Source organism: Algoriphagus boritolerans DSM 17298 = JCM 18970 (assembly GCF_900108085.1).
In the GTDB taxonomy this organism is placed as follows: Bacteria; Bacteroidota; Bacteroidia; order Cytophagales; family Cyclobacteriaceae; genus Algoriphagus; species Algoriphagus boritolerans.
Window position 1 is genome coordinate 15,821 of record NZ_FNVR01000038.1, and the last position, 15,900, is coordinate 31,720.

The following is a 15,900-nucleotide window of genomic DNA, read 5'->3' on the forward strand; positions in this document are numbered from 1 at the left end:
TTTAGGATCGGATTGATGGATCGCAGCTTTCGATTGATGAATAGAACCAGTGGATGGATTGATTGAATTTTGATCCAAAAAATGATTAAAGAGCCGATTTTTAGCACTTTTTCAATCAAAAAACTGAAAACTCCAATCCATCAATTGAGACAGCTGATCGGTGAATTGCCCAAAAATCCCGAAGTCTTGGTAGCTAAGTTTGGATCGTCGATAGGGAAAGTCCCTCGAAATGAAAAACAACTAAACTGCTTAATTAACATGAAAAAGTTCAGTTTACTATTTATCCTAGGTTTCGCCAACCTTGGCTTCTCCTGTGATCCGCTTCAACAGGAAAATTTGAACCCTTTGAGCGATGAATTCGGTCTGGAAACTAATACAACAGATCCCAATGCCCGAAAAGGATTTGATCAGGCTCTAAGCAGAAACATCAACCAAATCTATGGGCTTACCAATTTGGCTTATGCTGAAATTGGAAGTGAAGAGACTTATCAGGAAGCAAAACTTTTTATCAGAAAATCAGGTGGAACTGATGAATATTTGGAGGAAATGATCAAAATGTCTTTGAGAAAATACGACAATATTGTTTTAAAGAGAGGGGGATTCTTGAGCCAGGAAGCAAAAAGAAAACATGCCGCGATGGCAGCTGGAGAACATGAATTCGAATATGATCTTTCGGCTGGATTTCAGGAAGCGGCGCTTGATGTTTTTATCAAAATTCCGGATATCCCGGGAGAATCAAAAGACGAAAAATATGAATTGGTGAAAACCATAAACGGTCCGGACAATTCAGGGTACTGTATCTATCCGCTATGTGGGGGTTGGTCAGTCAACAAGGGTCAACTGGTCCAACTGGCCGACTACTTGGAGACTGTAAATCAAAGATATGAGTCTGATCCGAGGGTACTTTTGGAATCTTGGGAGCAACTAAAGCTCGATTCAGGATTAGATCCGGTAGTCATAGCCTTGCTTGTGCCGGCTGTTCAAAAGTTAGCTGAAGATCCAAATGGTACTAATTCCGAGGATCAGAGCAGAAAGTTACTCCAAGCTTTGGATTTGCCCGATTCAGAAGTTTTTGGAGATTTCCTTCAGGCAGGAGGTGTTGGAGCCTTGAATAAATTCCTTTTTGGAAACTATGAATTGGACGAAGACTTGGATTGGGCTGCGGTTCAATTGAATCGTGCAAAATTTGAAATGGAAATGTTTTTTCTTTGGGAGACCTTTTGGGAGGCAAATCAAACCGATCCAGCTATCGGAAGGTGATTTTTTTAAGGCTCAAAAAGTCCTGATATTCAGGGCTTTTTGAGTTTAAACAGGAGCTTGTTTCCGGGCCACTTTTGAGCCATAATCCATTGACTTTCCTCCGGTAATTGAAGAATTCTTGGGTATCCTCCCGTGACCTGTGCATCTCTTAAGAGGATTACGATTTTTCCTCCCGAAGTGAGTTGCACGGTACCGGGAAAGACCGGATTAGTTGGAAGTTCCGGGAGTTCATTTTCCAGTAATTCCAAAAGCTGTACACCCATGCGATTGGATTGTGGTGAGATCCGGAAGGACTCCGAGAAGAGCTTTTCCCTCAAGTTTTCATTGAGTAAATGAAAATCAGGTCCGGGATAGACAAGAATCTCCTCGGTTTGAAACCAATCTGTAGACCATTTGGGCTTGGCATTAAGTTCAGAATTCGGGTTTGATTCAGTGAAATACTTGATTTTTGCTCCTTTGGATAAAAAGGAATCTTCTGTCAAGCCTGCATAAAAACTTCTGGAGCCAAGAATTTTCGGTGATTTAAAACCGTATCTGACCCCCAGGTAAAGTCTTGCTCCACTCAGGAAAGCGCCGATTTCCAGAACATCGTTCGCTCTGATAGAAATGAGATTAATCCCTTCCAGTTCATCACCGTTCAGGCGGATGAGCGCTTGGGCACCGGCTATAGCTACGCTGGTATTGGAATCAAACTTGATCTGAAAACCCGGCTGGGAGATTTCCATTGCAGCATTAAACACCTCATTTTGAAGGATATGGTTGACCCATTCGAAAGATTTCATGTCCAGGGCTCCTGACAGGGGTATTCCATATTTGGCCTGACCTATCCTTCCCAAGCCTTGGATAGAAGATCCCGGACCAGTTTTTAAAACAGTCGCTATTGCCAATTCCTTACTCATCGCTTTCTGGGAAAAGGTGGTGTGATCAGCATTTTGTCCATGGTATCCGGATCGATTGATTCAAACTTCCATCGATCGCCTGGCGAGGCAAAAACAGGTGGCTCTTTCAATAAGTCAAACAGTCTGACAGGGCTTCTGCCTATGATATGCCATCCACCGGGACTTTCCTGAGGATAAATCCCCGTTTGACTGCCTCCGATGGCAACCGAACCTGCATCCACGGTACGATCAGGTATGGACTTTCTCGGCGTGTGAAGTTGCCTGGGAAGCCCATTCAGGTATGGAAAGCCTGGTAAAAAGCCAAAAAAATGCAATCGATATGTAACAGACGAATGAAGCACAATCAGTTCATTGACGGTCAAGCGGCGGGCTACCGCCAAAGCACCAAGGTCATATCCGTATTCAGGTGCATAGCAGACGGGTATTTCCCAGATTTGTGTGGAAAGTTCCTTTGGCTTGATTTTAAATTTTTGGAATTGCCTCTGGAATGTCATCTGTGCTTCTGGATTTTTCCAAAGGATACTCAAGGCTGTGAATCCTTGCCGGACTTCCTTGAATTGATCCTTCCAATCTTTTTCCAAGAAATCCAGAAAGCCCAATTGCGTGCTCAGGAGAAAATCATCAGGACTACTTTCCCACTTCACTTCGCCCAAAAGTGGGCTGATAACAGTATAGTTCGTCTTTATTTCCAAAATTGCTTTCTTACAGTAGGTAAAAACCCCAATATTCCGGGGTTATCTCCATGAATGCAGATGGTGTCAGCTTCCACGGGTATTCGTTCGCCGGAACTGGTCTGAATTTGCCCCTTTTCAATGATTGATTCAAGGTGAGAAATTACTTGCTTACACTGAGTAAAAAGCGAGTTTTCCAAGGTACGGCTGACTAATTTGTAATTGGTTTGGTAGGCTCGGTCTCCAAAAACTTCCCGTTTTATCGGATGATTCAGTTCGAGTGCTACTTGCTCAATTTCAGACTTTGGCGGGACAAAAAGCGGGGTTTGGGGAAATTCCTCTTTGATCGCCTTCACCAGCAAAAGTGCCAAATCACGATTTTCCGCGGTATCGTTATGGAGTGCTCCATGAAATTTAATATGATCCAACCCTACTTTTTCTTCGTTTGCAATTTCCAAAAAAAGGGCGAGTTGATCGCTGAGACTACGAATTAAATCCTGAGGTTGGATTTCCAGAGATCTTCTTCCAAAATGTAGCCGGTCGGGATAGGAGGGATGAGCTCCGGCTTTTTTTCCAAATCTTTTGACGAGTCTGAGCGTTTCCCGGATAGTCGTCTCATCGCCAAAATGTCCGCCGCAGGCCACACTCGCCAGATCAACCCATGGAATTATGGAAGACTCGTCGGGTATTCCTTCGCCAAGGTCACAGTTTAACGTGTAGAAGGGTTGAGTCATTTTGGATTCAGGAGCTAAGAAAAGCTAAAAAAGATTAAGGTCTGGGAAGGATTTCTACCCAAGTGCCTCTCTCGGGGTCTACTACGACCTTGACCGGGCCCAACGCGGCATCACTCGTTTCAAATATCACCAAATAATTTCCATCAACCCAAGCACTCACCTCAGCATCTCTCCAGTCTCCAACCACAGTGGACTTGATATCCGAGGATAAGGCGTTATAGGCGATTTCGCGAAAGACATCGAGTGGATCGGTATCATCCTCTACACTACAGCTAAAGGCCACAGATAGTAAAGTTAAGAGTACCAGTACGGCATATATTTTTTTCATAATCAAATTGGTTTGTTGTGTTGACGGTAACCGGATGACGAATGTTACTTTTTAAGGACTAATCCTTCATTTTTTTGCTGTGAAAAACACTTGAATTTAATCCTTTTCAGTGATCTGTCAATTCAGAGAACCTTTCCGTCAATTGATCAATGATACAGAATTTGGTTGGATTTAGCTTTGATCAAATCTAATTCAGAAAGCTATGAAATCGAACTTGACAACTAACCTCGCCCGCTGAGCTGATTGTCTTGGGAGTTTCTATCCATCAATTAATTAAACGATAAAACAATGAAAAGCAATTTTGTAAAGTCAGTTTCCTTCTTGTTCTTTTCTCTGATGCTAGTGGTGTCAGGATGTGAACTTACGCCATTTGTCCCAAAGCCCGGAGGTTTGGACAAATATGACCCAAATGCCAAAATATTCGACATCGAAGGGATCATGAGGGAAATTTACCCCTAAAATTCTACCCAACTTGGGGTATAGCCTGTACATAATTCAGCAGTTTTGGATTTTCCGAAATAATGAAAATTTTTAGAAAGCTTCATTTTAGCCATTTGACATCCTTTATTTCATAATCCAGCCTCCAGGCATAGCCTTTGACTGATTAAGAAAGGAAACAGATTCCAAGAAATCGCGAGATTAAAATTGAATTGTTTTTATCCAAGAAAATCCAGGATATACTAAACATAAACGATTCATATCCGTGAATAAAACAGAGTCTTATCCTCCAATTTCTGTATTGGAAATGGAGTGGTAAGCGTTTCCAAAAAAAAAATTAAATAAATCAGTTAACCACTAAACACTACTTTTATGAAAAATTCAAAATTATCAATGGCATTATGGTTAGGAGGACTAGTTTCCGGAATTTTTGCTGGTTACTATCTTTATCAGAATAGAGAAAAGCTAGGTCCTCAGAAAGATAAAATGGTCAAGCTTCTTGGCGAGCTTCAAAGAACCAGCGAGCAAATCGGCAAGAAACTGAAAGAAGCTGGAATCGAGGGGATTGAAAAAGGTAAAAAGACGCTTGCCAAATCAACTCCGGAGCTGAATTAAGCTCTGGTTTCACTAAATTATAAAGGACCGCAAAGAAATTTGCGGTTTTTTTGTGTCTGGTCATTTTATGTGATTATAATTTTTTTTCAACGGCCATTTAGCCTGTCCCGATCTTTCATCGGGAAAATGCCCTTGATAATCATCCCCCTGTGTGAGAACCTTTTCTCATGGGCATTTCATGAAAAATTCTTTTCTTGGAACCTCGTGTTAAAGCAAGTATTCCAACCTTAAAATGAACATGCCTATCCAGTCGAAACTTCCACATATCGGCACTACCATTTTTACCGTGATGTCCAAATTGGCTACCGATGAGAGCGCGATTAACCTTTCTCAGGGTTTTCCTGGTTTTGGTGCGGATCCGATTTTATTGGAATTGGTCGGAAATTATACGCGGGAAGGCTATAATCAATATGCACCCATGGCCGGGATTTCTGAACTCCGTACTGCATTGGCTGAAAAAACCCGTATTACTCAGGGATATTATCCCAGTCCTGAGCATGAAGTTACCATCGTTTCAGGCGCGACAGAAGCAATATTTTGTGCGGTTTCAGCGCTGGTACGAAAAGATGACGAAGTGATTGTTTTGGAGCCAGCCTATGATAGCTATGAGCCGGCTATTACACTCAATGGGGGTATCCCGGTTTATGTGTCTTTAAATTCTGCCGATTTCTCCGTGGATTGGGAAAAGGTGAAGTCAGCTATTACATCCAAAACAAGAGCGATTATGGTTAATTCACCGCATAATCCCAGCGGTTTTGTTTGGAGTCAAAGCGATTTAGATACTTTGGAAGAATTGATTCGAGACCGTGAAATCTATGTGATCAGTGATGAAGTATATGAGCATATCACTTTTGACGGACTTAGACATCTCTCCTTAGGTGGCCATTCCGGACTTCGAAACCGGAGTTTTGTCTGCGGCTCTTTTGGAAAAACATTTCATGTGACTGGCTGGAAAATAGGGTACTGTATTGCCCCAGCTGCCTTGACTGTGGAGTTTCGAAAGGTTCATCAATACGTCACTTTCAGCACGGTGACTCCGATTCAGTATGCCTTGGCGGAGTACTTAAAAATATCGGATCGTTACCTTAGCATACCCGGGTTTTATCAGAAAAAGAGGGATCTTTTTGCCGAGGGTCTGGCAGAGACGGGACTTAAATTAATTTCCAGTCATGGAAGCTTTTTTCAGTTGGCTTCCTATGGGCATCTTTCTCAGAAATCTGATCGAATTCTTGCTGTGGAAATGACAAAAATCCTTAAAGTAGCCTGCATTCCGATTTCGGTTTTTTATTCAAATCAGCAGGATGATAAGATAATCCGATTTTGCTTCGCGAAAACCGACCAACAACTGTTGGAGGCCATAAAAAGACTAGGAGAATTAAACAAGATTTTATGATTTTTCGATTTCTTGAACGAGGTTTAACCGGATCAGAAAACAAGTTCCTTTTGCCACCTCAGACCTGGCACGAATAGTTCCTCCATGACTGAAGATGATGTTTTGAGTATTGGTAAGCCCCAATCCTGAGCCACCTGTTTTTTGAGTAAAGAAGGGCTCAAAAATCCGTTCCAGGTTTTCCTTTGCGATTCCCTCGCCGTTGTCACAGATTTCAATCTGACAATGATTTCCTCTAAACTGCGTCTTGATGGTTAGTTTTCCATCTTCACTATTCATGGATTCTATCGCATTTACAAAGAGATTTATGAAAGCGATTTTGATTTTTTCTCCATCGAGTGGGAGCTTTCGCTTTTCTTTTTGGTAGAATTTGGAAACTTTGATTCCTTTTAACTCGATGCGGTCATTCACCTGATCCAAGGCTTCATCCAGCAGTTTTTCGATAGAGTGATTCTGTATATCAAGCTCAGAAAATCGGGTACTGTTAAGCAGCTGTGAGACCAGGTGGTTGATCCGGTCACAGTTTCTCCGGATCACTTCAATCAGATCACCGCTTTCGGTCAGCGATTCTTTTGGAAGTTCGGTCTGGAGCTGATCCGCCGATAGTACAATAGTCGTCAATGGGTTTTTAACTTCATGTGCCAAAAGTCGCGCAATCCTGCCCGTAGAAGAGAATTTTTTTAGGTTCAGTTCTTCTTCTTCACGAGCTTTTAGAGAGCTGAGATCCTTAATGAGTACCTGATATTGATCCGCTTCTTGTTTTACTACACTGACTTGAGTATTGATTATGATCCCTTCTTCGGTTGTGATCACAGTCTCTATCTCAAAGGATTCTGTTTCATTCTTCAAATTTTCCAACAAAAGATCTTTGGGGTATTTATCCAAGAAGAGATCGCTAAGGAAAGGTACTTTTCTGGGGTCCGGGTCATGTGGATCCAAGCCAAACTTGGAAATGAAAATCGGATTGGCCTCCAGGATTTTACTTTTAGCGTCCATTAGAATAAATGGGTCAGCCGCTTTCTCAAATATGGATCGGAATTTCTTGCTGGTTTTCTCCAATGACTCCAGCAGTTTCGAATCCCGGATGGCGTATTGAAGTCTCCGTTCAAATGTATTGGTGTCAAATTGGCCCCGGATCAAATAGTCCGCAGCACCCAGATTAAGTATCTCTTTGTCCAGTGTGTCGGAATCTACACCGGTTAGCATGATCAAAGGGGCATATTTTCTAATTGCCTTAATCTCTTTGATCAAATTGAGCTGCTCTTCCCTGCCTGGGTTGTAACCCACCAGGAATAAAGTATAGGAATCCTTTAACTTATTGAGTGCATCATCTATGGTCTGGGCGGTCTCCACTACATATTTATTTCTTTTGGCGGTCTTCAGGATAGAGGAGACCAGTTTTTGATCTTCTTGATCATCATCAACATATAAAATTCGAATGACTTCCTTTTCTGGCATGGCAGATAAATCAATGATAGGTGAGAATCGATATTAAGTGCATTGAATCTAAATTCAACAGCTTTTTTTTCAGAAAAAATAAATTGAAAAAGCATACTGATTTTTACGAAAGGTCGCACAATATATTTGTAATAACAATTGCCCCAAATTGGGTATATTTTACCCCGATATATTCAATAATAAATTTTAAAGGAAGTCAATCGGTAAAAAAATGATGCTAAAAAGCAATAGAGACCACTTTTTGAAAAAATTCAGTTTAAGGCATAGCGATTGAACCATCTTAAACAAATATTAATAATTTCTAAACTCTTATAAAATGAATAATCTATTGTATATTATTGCTGTAATCCTTGTGATTGGCTGGTTAATCGGTGTTTTTGCTTACAGTGCAACGGGCCTCATTCACGTTTTGTTAGTTATCGCTATCATTGCGATTTTATTTAAGGTAATTGGAGGAAGGTCGTTTTAGATTCGTTGATAATCAAAAATTTTCCAAGTCCTGAAAGTGAAACTAACTATCATATAATGAACTTGGAACGGTAGGAAATCAAAAACCCTGCTTTCAAGGGTCAAAGGTTTCTTTTCTAAATTCGTTGAGACTCAAGAAGATACTAATTTTGATAGTTGGGATGATAATTTCCCTTTCAAAATAAATACCAAAGAGGAAATCATGAATGATATTAATAAATAAAAAATTGTGCTTTTTATAATTTTCCATTTTTGAACTTGCTAATAGTCAGTCTAGCTTATCAAATGACAGTTTTTAGATTGTTTGTATTCAGAATAATCAATTAATAAAGTAAGTGGTTTGGGGATTTTAAAAAAGGTGTAGTCTAATGATTACACCTTTTTTTAAAAACATTTGTTTTCTCGCTAAAATCTTGCTGTGAATCGGAGAATTACAAAAGTGTCAACAAATTTCAATTATGAAAAAACATATGATTCTGGTTGTTGATGATGAGCAAGAGATTAGAAATATGTTTTTTCGATACTTAAGCAAAAAGGGATATCTGGTTCATCTGGCAGGTTCTTTGGAGGAAGAAAGGAAGATTTTGGAATTAACTACTCCGGATTTGATTTTCCTGGACATCAATCTTCCTGATGGTAATGGACTCGAAGAGTTGGTCAGACTAAAACCGATTCGTATGGCCTGTAAAGTTGTTTTAATGAGTGCGTTTGATCAAATAGAGGAGCGAAAGCAAGCTTTTGAATCCGGGGCAATTGACTTCCTGAGTAAACCATTCAGTCTTTTGAGACTAAATCAGGTTTTGGATTCCAGATTTAATCCTTCAACTAATTAAATTAAGATTATGGCTAACATTCTCGTAATTGATGATAATTTGGACATTTGCCAGCTCCTAGACCGCTTCTTGACTAAGAAAGGGCATCAAGTGCAAACTACCATTTCCGGAAAAACCGGTCTGGAATATGTGAAAAAATCAAATTTTGATCTGGTTTTCTGTGATTTCAAACTTAGGGAAATGGATGGCAGAGAAATTCTTCAAAAAGTAAAAGAAATCTCTCCGTCCACTCAGGTAATCATTATCACAGGCTATGGAGATGTCAAAATTGCCGTAGAGGTGATCAAAAACGGGGCGCTCGACTACATTACCAAGCCTTTGATTCCTGATGAAATCCTTATGCTGATTGATAGGTCTTTGGCCATCAACCAACAAGGCCGTAACTATACCGCTACCTTTTCAGAGGCCAAAACCACTTCACAAGCGAAAAATCAAGTTACCCATGGTTCGGACACCAGCTATCTCAGAGGGGTTGGTAAAGAATCAAAGAAACTTTACCGTGATATCGAACTGGTCGCGCCGACCAATTTGAGTGTGGTAATCTATGGTGAGAGTGGGGCTGGAAAGGAAAATATTGCCAAGATTATTCACGAACAAAGCCCCAGAGTAGGCAAGCCTTTTATAGCCATTGATTGCGGAGCTTTATCCAAAGAATTGGCCGGAAGTGAGCTGTGGGGGCATGAAAAAGGATCTTTTACCGGTGCTCTTACGGATAAGATTGGGCAGTTTGAACTGGCAGATGGGGGTACGATCTTTTTGGATGAAATTTCCAATCTCAGCTATGAGATTCAGATTGGTCTTCTTCGCCTGGTTCAGGAAAGAAAGCTCAGAAGGATCGGAGCGAGTAGAGATAAGTCAATCGATGTACGGATTTTAGTGGCTTCAAATGAAGATTTGCGCAAATCCGTTCAGGAAGGCAAATTTCGCGAAGATTTGTTTTTCCGTTTCAATGAATTCAGTATCACTGTCCCCCCTTTGAGAGAACGAAAAGATGATATCGAAGCTTTTTCCAGGTACTTTTTGGAGAAAGCAAATAAAGAGTTGAACAAGGATTTCTTGGATTTTGATCCCGAGGTGATTGAAGTATTCCAAAATTATGACTGGCCTGGCAATCTGCGTGAAATGAGAAATGTCATTCGAAGAGGGATTCTGCTTTCAAGTGGAAAGGTAGTCACCTTGTTGGCTTTGCCTCCGGAATTGGTTTACGCACAAAAATTTAATTTTAAAGATGCTGAGGGGGAAGAAAAGCAACCGGACTTCAAAACCAAATCTTCATCCAGTTTAAAAAGTGCCGCTGCGGGGGCAGAAGCGACTGTTCTTCGAAAAATCCTGGAAGAAGTAAAGTATAACCGAACCAAGGCGGCTGCGAAGTTGGGAATTGATCGGAAGACGCTATTTAATAAAATGAAGCAGTATGACCTCTAGGTGAATCAAATACAGTCCTGAAATGCAGGACTGCAATCGGGAAATTTTTCCCCATTTCAGTTTTGAATTTCTCCGATTTAACCCTGATTTTAAATATCCTTGGGATTTTAAACTGGATTAGGAGGCCAGTAGCCTTCTTTTCTTTAGCTGGGCATCAGTTTTTAATATCCTACAGCGAGGCACAGTGTTTGGTTACAAATCGATGTACAAGTCTCTTTTGGTATGATTGATATCTCACATTATCAGCTCGAATTACAAACGAAGGATGTTGTAAAAGGTAATCGTTTTATTATACCAAACCTTTTAACATTACTGTTTGATTTTAAGAAGTTTAGAAAGGAAGTTCGCAGTTTTCGGTCAAATTTCCAGGGACCTGATTACTTTGATATTTTTGAAAGTCTCCTTGAACTTCAATTCCTTCTGGACAGGACCATCCAGGAACTTCAAAACCATGTAGTCGATTCAAACCAAATTCCCTACAAACCCTTGGAGACCTCTCTACAAATTTCCTCAAATAGGAAAAAGGAGGCATTCAACAATGATATTGACCGGATAGCAAGCGTGGTTTCAGGCTTGGATAAGTTGATTCAATCCAACCGAATGGCGTTGAAGGAATCTAAAGTTATGAGTGATTTTTTCGTTGAATCAATGCTGGTAGACTTTGAAAAGGAATTGGAAAAAAGCAGGTGGATATTCTACATGTTTTCCAAATATTAATAAAAGGGTGATAATTTTATAGACTGAGGATTTTTCCTCGGTTTTTTTTTGATCTTTTAGGCTAGTGCCTTCCTGCAAAATTCCACACATTTCTGAACTTCTTTGACAGCATCAGACCCCTCAGGCACCTGATATTCCAGCTCAATGGTAGCAGGGAACTTGTATTTATTTTTTTGCATCATTTTCAAAATGTCACCGATTGGAGTATCACCGGTACCCCAAGGCAGATTTCCTTTTCCATTCGCAGGAGTCTGACGATCCTTGGTGTGCATGCTGTAGATTCGACTGTGTTGCTTTTCGATCAACTGTATGAGATCAGTATGGCCGGCTGCGATGTAATGGCCTGCGTCGAGATTGAGGCCGTTCATTTTACTTTGTGTCAGTGCCGTATCCCAAAACGTAAAGGTCTCCTGTTCGTGGCCATGATAGCCAACTCCCATTTTGTGCAGTTCACCTAATTTACCCAGTCTCAAAGTATGCGCATCATCGGAGGGATGCTCCAAGGTCACGTGAGATGCGCCTAGTGCCTTGGCTGCATTCATGCCATAAGCGATATCGGAATCTGTATTGTTTTGACCAAATGCATTAGGTTTGAAAGCATAAATCGTCACTCCGGCATCTTTGTACATCTTTCGCATCTGCTCAAATTTCTTCATATCGGCATTTGCTCTCCACGCTGCGATTGTTTTATTGTAATCTTGAGCTTGCGCCTGCATATCGGCCAATTCCTTGGTTTCATCCTCGGTCAGCGCTTCCCCCCGGCGTTGTTTTCCTCCTAATTGGAACATGCGCGATCGATTAATGGGAGAAGCAGGCATTCCTGCAAAGCTCTCTGCCGGATCACCCATAAGTTCGATCGAACTCAGTCCACTGTCTACGACATATTTCAGCGTTGCTTCGGCGCTTTGATCAGGCATAGAGCGGAAGGAATAGGTAATACATCCGATTTTTACTCCGTTGATTTCAGAAGTCGGTTTATTAAATGATTTGATCAGTGACGGAGCTCCCTGTAGCCAAGCTGGAGCGACTGCAAGTCCGGCTATGCCCAAGGCAGATTTTTGAAGGAATTTTCTTCTGTTTTGCATGGTTAAATTGGGTTTGAAAGAGAATGAAAACAAAATATGACAAAAAATTGGAAATCTTGCCGAATTTGAATTGAGGTGTTTTTCTGTCATGTAGTTGGTTGTATTCCATTTTAAATGATTTATAATTATCTCAGATAGGAGTGATCTTCATTTATCGATAAATTCCTGCACTGATGGATTTTGGAAGGAGGATTACGTTTTTTAGGTTCTTCTTTGTAGTAATGATATTTTGATTAGTTTAAAATGAAATGCCCATCAAGAACGCTTCCCATTGTTTGGGATGTTTTTCAAAGCATTCTGCCGATGAAAGATCGGAACAGGCTATCTCGCAGATTAAAATCAAGTTAGAACTTTATGAAATCGATCTTTTTAAGAAAAATCAGTTTGATCCTCGCGCTCTCTTTTTGGCTGGTAGGGAGCGCAACTGCGCAGGAAAGCTCGCTCCTTTGGAAAATCAGCGGAAACGGACTGGAGAAAGAATCCTATCTTTTCGGAACGATCCACATTATTTGTAAGTCTGACTTTTTGATGGATGAGCGAATCACTACTGCTTTTGAGAGCACAGAGGAATTGATCCTGGAACTCGATATGAGTGATCCTCAGCTTCAACTCAAGATGCAGCAAGTCTCCATGAATCCTGGGATGAAAAACATCAAAGGTGAAATGGATGAGTCCATGGCCTCTGAACTGGATGAATTTCTGATGTCAAACTATGGGGTAGGTTTGGCTCAGCTTGGCGTGTTGAAGCCATTTGTGTTGAGTTCTATGGTCTTGATTAAAGCCTTGCCTTGTACAGAGACCGAGAGTTATGAGACCTTCTACACGTCCAAAGCAACGGACGCTGGAAAGACGGTGGTTGGGTTGGAAACTGTGGAATTCCAGGTGGGAATATTTGATCAGATTCCTCAGGACTTACAGCTTCTGGAGCTCGGGAAAATGCTGGCAGAGGACTATTTCCAAACTGAATTTCAATCGATGATGGAGGCTTATTTGGCTGAGGATATCAGGAAGTTGGATAGCGTGATGACTTCCAGTGGAATGATGGCTGAGTATCGAGCCCTTTTACTGGATGAGCGAAATAAATCTTGGGTTCCGCTAATCGCAGATGCTATGAAATCCAAGTCGGTTTTTGTCGCCGTTGGGGCAGGACATTTAGGTGGGGAAAATGGTGTGATTTCACTATTAAAACAGGCGGGATATTCGGTAGACCCAGTTAAATAAACCAGTCGACTTTTTAAGCCCAGCCAAAACACGATGCTAGACAGTAAGCCGAAAACTCCCACAAAATCAAAAATCTACTGGTTGCTCCAGGTGGTCGGTTGGAGTTCTATTATTTTCATTGAGACGATCAATTATACGTTCTTCATCATTGGAGAATTCAAATGGGACTATCTCCAGCAGTTTTTCATTTATTCGGCTGTGGGATTGATTGTTTCCCATTTTTACAAACTGCTGTTTATCCGACTGGAAGTCTTCGAAAGATCCCTATCCAGAATTTGGATCAGAGCATTTTTTGATGTGATGGTGATTACTTCCCTGATGGTGATTTTATTGTATTTGCCTTATTTGATTGAGGATCTTGCCAATCTTAAGAAGAGTGAATTTTGGATCGGTTTTTTTGGACAGATAATGAATCTGGGCCGTTATGTCATTGTTTGGATCATTATTTACTACCTCTATCACATTCTGAAAAAGAACTCAGAGATCACGGAGCAAAAGCTTCTTTTGGAAAATGTGGCAAAATCAGCCGAACTTGAATTACTCAAAAACCAACTCAATCCTCACTTTCTCTTTAATGCACTGAACAGCATCAAAGCCTTGGTTTTGATTGATCAGGATAAGGCAAGAGATGCGATTATCAAACTTTCTGAATTGCTCAGATTTACACTCAATTATGAAAAAGCCCCTTTGATCGCTTTAAATGAAGAAATCAATGAGGTCGTAAAATACCTTGAATTGGAGCAGATTAGATTTGGAAAACGACTTGACGTTCACATTTCGCTAGAGGAGGAAACACTGGACATCCAAGTGCCTCCGGCGATGATTTTGACTTTGACGGAGAATGCAATCAAACATGGAATCACCCAGCTTCCCGGAGGAGGGGGGATTTGGATTCAAAGTAAACTCCGGGCCAAAGTTCTTACCATTGAGATCATCAATTCCGGGCAATTAAAAGCTACTTTTAAACTTGGAATTGGACTAAAAAACCTTCAAGCGAGGCTTCAAAGCCTTTTTTCAGACAAAGCTTCGTTTACATTGGATGCTTTGTCAGATACAAAAGTTGTTGCTAGAATTACCTATCCCATTACCTGAAAATGAAGAAGCGTGTCTACTTAGTTGATGATGAATTATTGGCACTGGAGGAGTTGAAAGTATTGCTTCAGCCATTTGAAGATTTGGAAATCATCGGATTTTCGGATCGGGTAGAGCAGGCCATTGAAGATTGTAATAGTCTAAGGCCTGACTTGATATTTTTGGATATCAATATGCCAGGCAAAGATGGGTTTGAGTTTCTCGAAAACTTGGAGGAAGTGCGGGCAGTTATTTTTGTTACGGCTTATGATCAATTTGCGATCAAAGCTTTTGAAGTGAATGCACTGGATTACTTGCTCAAGCCACTGAATCCCAAACGTTTGGCAGAAGCCATTCAGCGATTCAGGTCAAAAAGCCAAACCAACGAAAATCTAGCGGAAGAACGGCTCAGTGCTGAAAAGAAGATCTTTATCAAAGACGGGGAAAAGTGTCATTTCGTGCCTGTTTCTAAGATTTATCTATTGGAAAGTGTCGGGAATTATGTCCGGGTCTTCTATGAAAACCAGCAGCCTCTTTTGCACAAATCGCTGACTTATCTGGAGCAAAAACTCCCGGAGGATCTTTTCTTCAGAGCCAATCGGCAGTACATGTTCAATCTGGATTTTATCAGTCAGATCGAACCTTACTTCAACAGTACGCTTTTGATCGTGATGAAATCAGGACATAAGATAGACTTGAGTCAGCGGCAGAGTGCGAAGTTCCGGGAGATTACAGGGGTTTGATTTTGGTAAGTTGTGAGTTGAAAATGAAACGTAAGAGGTAAAAAGTGAATAGTAAGTTGTGAATCGTTTCACCAATTGCCACCGCGAATAGTTGTAGCGATCAATCCTTTTGACCCGTCTGGTCAAAAAATTGAACTTATGAAGAAACCTCTATTGTATCTGTTGATTTCATTGCTGTGTTTTCAGCTTCTATCTTGTTCTGAAGATGACAACCTTCCTTTGGTGGACACAGCTGTTTTAATCGACTCTGATGATTATAATTCGGCCCTTTCTGATAATTATGCTATTCGATCGATTGAAATAAACGGGGATTTTTTAACTGTTAAATTTAGTTCAAGTGGGTGCGGCGGGGAAAGCTGGAAAGTAAAGTTGATTGATTCTGGATCAGTTGCTTATTCAAATCCACCGCAACGTTATTTGGTGCTATCGCTTGAAAACAATGCTGTCCTAAATAATTTTTGATTGTACACTAATATCCTATTTGCACCTTATTAAGGATTGTTTTAAGGGTAATTTGGAAACAGATCCCCCTGTAGGGTTTTCT

18 protein-coding genes are annotated in these 15,900 nt (G+C 40.8%); 12 read left to right on the top strand and 6 right to left on the bottom strand.

All coding sequences use genetic code 11. The features are described 5' to 3' along the window. The first annotated feature begins 258 nt into the window (after positions 1 to 258). Positions 259 to 1,260, top strand: a complete 1,002-nt coding sequence (locus tag C4S61_RS19790; protein ID WP_146064456.1) for a hypothetical protein — start codon at positions 259 to 261, stop codon at positions 1,258 to 1,260. 29 nt (positions 1,261 to 1,289) lie between these two features. On the opposite strand, the gene C4S61_RS19795 is transcribed toward C4S61_RS19790, so the two are convergent. Genes C4S61_RS19795 through C4S61_RS19810 form a run of 4 tightly spaced genes read right to left on the bottom strand, consistent with a single transcriptional unit; the run spans position 1,290 to position 3,892 of the window. Further along, positions 1,290 to 2,159 (bottom strand): 5-oxoprolinase subunit C family protein, encoded by an 870-nt coding sequence (locus C4S61_RS19795; RefSeq protein ID WP_103926520.1) that lies wholly within the window; start codon positions 2,157 to 2,159, stop codon positions 1,290 to 1,292. Beyond that, positions 2,156 to 2,851, bottom strand: coding sequence for a 5-oxoprolinase subunit PxpB (gene pxpB, locus C4S61_RS19800; protein WP_160111286.1), 696 nt, complete (start codon positions 2,849 to 2,851; stop codon positions 2,156 to 2,158). The genes C4S61_RS19795 and pxpB overlap by 4 nt, the downstream gene beginning before the upstream one ends. Continuing rightward, positions 2,842 to 3,564 carry a LamB/YcsF family protein gene (locus C4S61_RS19805; RefSeq protein ID WP_103926522.1) on the bottom strand — a complete coding sequence of 241 codons (723 nt, stop codon included), beginning with the start codon at positions 3,562 to 3,564 and terminating at the stop codon, positions 2,842 to 2,844. Before C4S61_RS19805 ends, pxpB begins: the two co-directional genes overlap by 10 nt. A 34-nt stretch (positions 3,565 to 3,598) precedes the next feature. Continuing rightward, complete coding sequence (locus tag C4S61_RS19810) at positions 3,599 to 3,892, bottom strand: hypothetical protein (RefSeq protein ID WP_103926523.1); 294 nt, start codon at positions 3,890 to 3,892, stop codon at positions 3,599 to 3,601. Positions 3,893 to 4,180: 288 nt separating this feature from the next. On the opposite strand from C4S61_RS19810, the gene C4S61_RS21935 reads away from it, so the two are divergent. From C4S61_RS21935 to C4S61_RS19820, 3 genes are all read left to right on the top strand, one after another. Then, the gene (locus C4S61_RS21935) at positions 4,181 to 4,351 is read left to right on the top strand and encodes a hypothetical protein (RefSeq protein WP_160111287.1); all 171 of its coding nucleotides are present in this window, start codon (positions 4,181 to 4,183) and stop codon (positions 4,349 to 4,351) included. Positions 4,352 to 4,702: 351 nt separating this feature from the next. Further along, positions 4,703 to 4,945 (top strand): hypothetical protein, encoded by a 243-nt coding sequence (locus C4S61_RS19815; RefSeq protein ID WP_103926524.1) that lies wholly within the window; start codon positions 4,703 to 4,705, stop codon positions 4,943 to 4,945. 232 nt (positions 4,946 to 5,177) lie between these two features. Further along, positions 5,178 to 6,338: a methionine aminotransferase gene (locus tag C4S61_RS19820; protein ID WP_103926525.1), complete on the top strand. Its 1,161-nt coding sequence runs from the start codon at positions 5,178 to 5,180 to the stop codon at positions 6,336 to 6,338. Here the strand turns inward: C4S61_RS19820 and C4S61_RS19825 are convergent. Continuing rightward, positions 6,333 to 7,793, bottom strand: coding sequence for a hybrid sensor histidine kinase/response regulator (locus C4S61_RS19825; protein WP_103926526.1), 1,461 nt, complete (start codon positions 7,791 to 7,793; stop codon positions 6,333 to 6,335). The genes C4S61_RS19820 and C4S61_RS19825 overlap by 6 nt on opposite strands. A 316-nt stretch (positions 7,794 to 8,109) precedes the next feature. Between C4S61_RS19825 and C4S61_RS19830 the strand changes: the two genes are divergently transcribed. From C4S61_RS19830 to C4S61_RS19845, 4 genes are all read left to right on the top strand, one after another. Continuing rightward, entirely contained in the window at positions 8,110 to 8,262 is a 153-nt protein-coding gene (locus tag C4S61_RS19830) for a lmo0937 family membrane protein (RefSeq protein ID WP_103926527.1), read from the top strand. 457 nt (positions 8,263 to 8,719) lie between these two features. Beyond that, positions 8,720 to 9,094, top strand: a complete 375-nt coding sequence (locus C4S61_RS19835; protein ID WP_103926528.1) for a response regulator — start codon at positions 8,720 to 8,722, stop codon at positions 9,092 to 9,094. A 9-nt stretch (positions 9,095 to 9,103) separates the two neighbouring features. After that, complete coding sequence (locus C4S61_RS19840) at positions 9,104 to 10,519, top strand: sigma-54-dependent transcriptional regulator (RefSeq protein WP_103926529.1); 1,416 nt, start codon at positions 9,104 to 9,106, stop codon at positions 10,517 to 10,519. Between the two features lie 222 nt (positions 10,520 to 10,741). Beyond that, positions 10,742 to 11,236 carry a hypothetical protein gene (locus C4S61_RS19845; RefSeq protein ID WP_103926530.1) on the top strand — a complete coding sequence of 165 codons (495 nt, stop codon included), beginning with the start codon at positions 10,742 to 10,744 and terminating at the stop codon, positions 11,234 to 11,236. 56 nt (positions 11,237 to 11,292) lie between these two features. Here the strand turns inward: C4S61_RS19845 and C4S61_RS19850 are convergent, their stop codons facing one another. Beyond that, the gene (locus tag C4S61_RS19850; RefSeq protein WP_103926536.1) at positions 11,293 to 12,321 is read right to left on the bottom strand and encodes a sugar phosphate isomerase/epimerase family protein; all 1,029 of its coding nucleotides are present in this window, start codon (positions 12,319 to 12,321) and stop codon (positions 11,293 to 11,295) included. Positions 12,322 to 12,675: 354 nt separating this feature from the next. Between C4S61_RS19850 and C4S61_RS19855 the strand changes: the two genes are divergently transcribed. From C4S61_RS19855 to C4S61_RS19870, 4 genes are all read left to right on the top strand, one after another. Continuing rightward, positions 12,676 to 13,542, top strand: a complete 867-nt coding sequence (locus tag C4S61_RS19855) for a TraB/GumN family protein (RefSeq protein WP_103926531.1) — start codon at positions 12,676 to 12,678, stop codon at positions 13,540 to 13,542. A 33-nt stretch (positions 13,543 to 13,575) separates the two neighbouring features. Next, positions 13,576 to 14,634: a sensor histidine kinase gene (locus tag C4S61_RS19860; RefSeq protein ID WP_103926532.1), complete on the top strand. Its 1,059-nt coding sequence runs from the start codon at positions 13,576 to 13,578 to the stop codon at positions 14,632 to 14,634. Positions 14,635 to 14,636: 2 nt separating this feature from the next. Further along, on the top strand, positions 14,637 to 15,356 hold the full coding sequence (locus C4S61_RS19865) for a LytR/AlgR family response regulator transcription factor (protein WP_103926533.1): 720 nt from the start codon (positions 14,637 to 14,639) through the stop codon (positions 15,354 to 15,356). 138 nt (positions 15,357 to 15,494) lie between these two features. Further along, positions 15,495 to 15,818: a hypothetical protein gene (locus tag C4S61_RS19870; RefSeq protein WP_103926534.1), complete on the top strand. Its 324-nt coding sequence runs from the start codon at positions 15,495 to 15,497 to the stop codon at positions 15,816 to 15,818. The last annotated feature ends 82 nt before the right edge of the window (positions 15,819 to 15,900 follow it).

What these genes read in the sequence shown, in the direction of transcription:
- C4S61_RS19790 (WP_146064456.1), top strand. Translation starts at nt 259, where the DNA reads ATGAAAAAGTTCAGTTTACTATTTATCCTAGGTTTCGCCAACCTTGGC.
- C4S61_RS19795 (WP_103926520.1), bottom strand. Translation starts at nt 2,159, where the DNA reads ATGAGTAAGGAATTGGCAATAGCGACTGTTTTAAAAACTGGTCCGGGA.
- C4S61_RS19805 (WP_103926522.1), bottom strand. Translation starts at nt 3,564, where the DNA reads ATGACTCAACCCTTCTACACGTTAAACTGTGACCTTGGCGAAGGAATA.
- C4S61_RS19810 (WP_103926523.1), bottom strand. Translation starts at nt 3,892, where the DNA reads ATGAAAAAAATATATGCCGTACTGGTACTCTTAACTTTACTATCTGTG.
- C4S61_RS21935 (WP_160111287.1), top strand. Translation starts at nt 4,181, where the DNA reads ATGAAAAGCAATTTTGTAAAGTCAGTTTCCTTCTTGTTCTTTTCTCTG.
- C4S61_RS19815 (WP_103926524.1), top strand. Translation starts at nt 4,703, where the DNA reads ATGAAAAATTCAAAATTATCAATGGCATTATGGTTAGGAGGACTAGTT.
- C4S61_RS19820 (WP_103926525.1), top strand. Translation starts at nt 5,178, where the DNA reads ATGAACATGCCTATCCAGTCGAAACTTCCACATATCGGCACTACCATT.
- C4S61_RS19825 (WP_103926526.1), bottom strand. Translation starts at nt 7,793, where the DNA reads ATGCCAGAAAAGGAAGTCATTCGAATTTTATATGTTGATGATGATCAA.
- C4S61_RS19830 (WP_103926527.1), top strand. Translation starts at nt 8,110, where the DNA reads ATGAATAATCTATTGTATATTATTGCTGTAATCCTTGTGATTGGCTGG.
- C4S61_RS19835 (WP_103926528.1), top strand. Translation starts at nt 8,720, where the DNA reads ATGAAAAAACATATGATTCTGGTTGTTGATGATGAGCAAGAGATTAGA.
- C4S61_RS19840 (WP_103926529.1), top strand. Translation starts at nt 9,104, where the DNA reads ATGGCTAACATTCTCGTAATTGATGATAATTTGGACATTTGCCAGCTC.
- C4S61_RS19845 (WP_103926530.1), top strand. Translation starts at nt 10,742, where the DNA reads ATGATTGATATCTCACATTATCAGCTCGAATTACAAACGAAGGATGTT.
- C4S61_RS19850 (WP_103926536.1), bottom strand. Translation starts at nt 12,321, where the DNA reads ATGCAAAACAGAAGAAAATTCCTTCAAAAATCTGCCTTGGGCATAGCC.
- C4S61_RS19855 (WP_103926531.1), top strand. Translation starts at nt 12,676, where the DNA reads ATGAAATCGATCTTTTTAAGAAAAATCAGTTTGATCCTCGCGCTCTCT.
- C4S61_RS19860 (WP_103926532.1), top strand. Translation starts at nt 13,576, where the DNA reads ATGCTAGACAGTAAGCCGAAAACTCCCACAAAATCAAAAATCTACTGG.
- C4S61_RS19865 (WP_103926533.1), top strand. Translation starts at nt 14,637, where the DNA reads ATGAAGAAGCGTGTCTACTTAGTTGATGATGAATTATTGGCACTGGAG.
- C4S61_RS19870 (WP_103926534.1), top strand. Translation starts at nt 15,495, where the DNA reads ATGAAGAAACCTCTATTGTATCTGTTGATTTCATTGCTGTGTTTTCAG.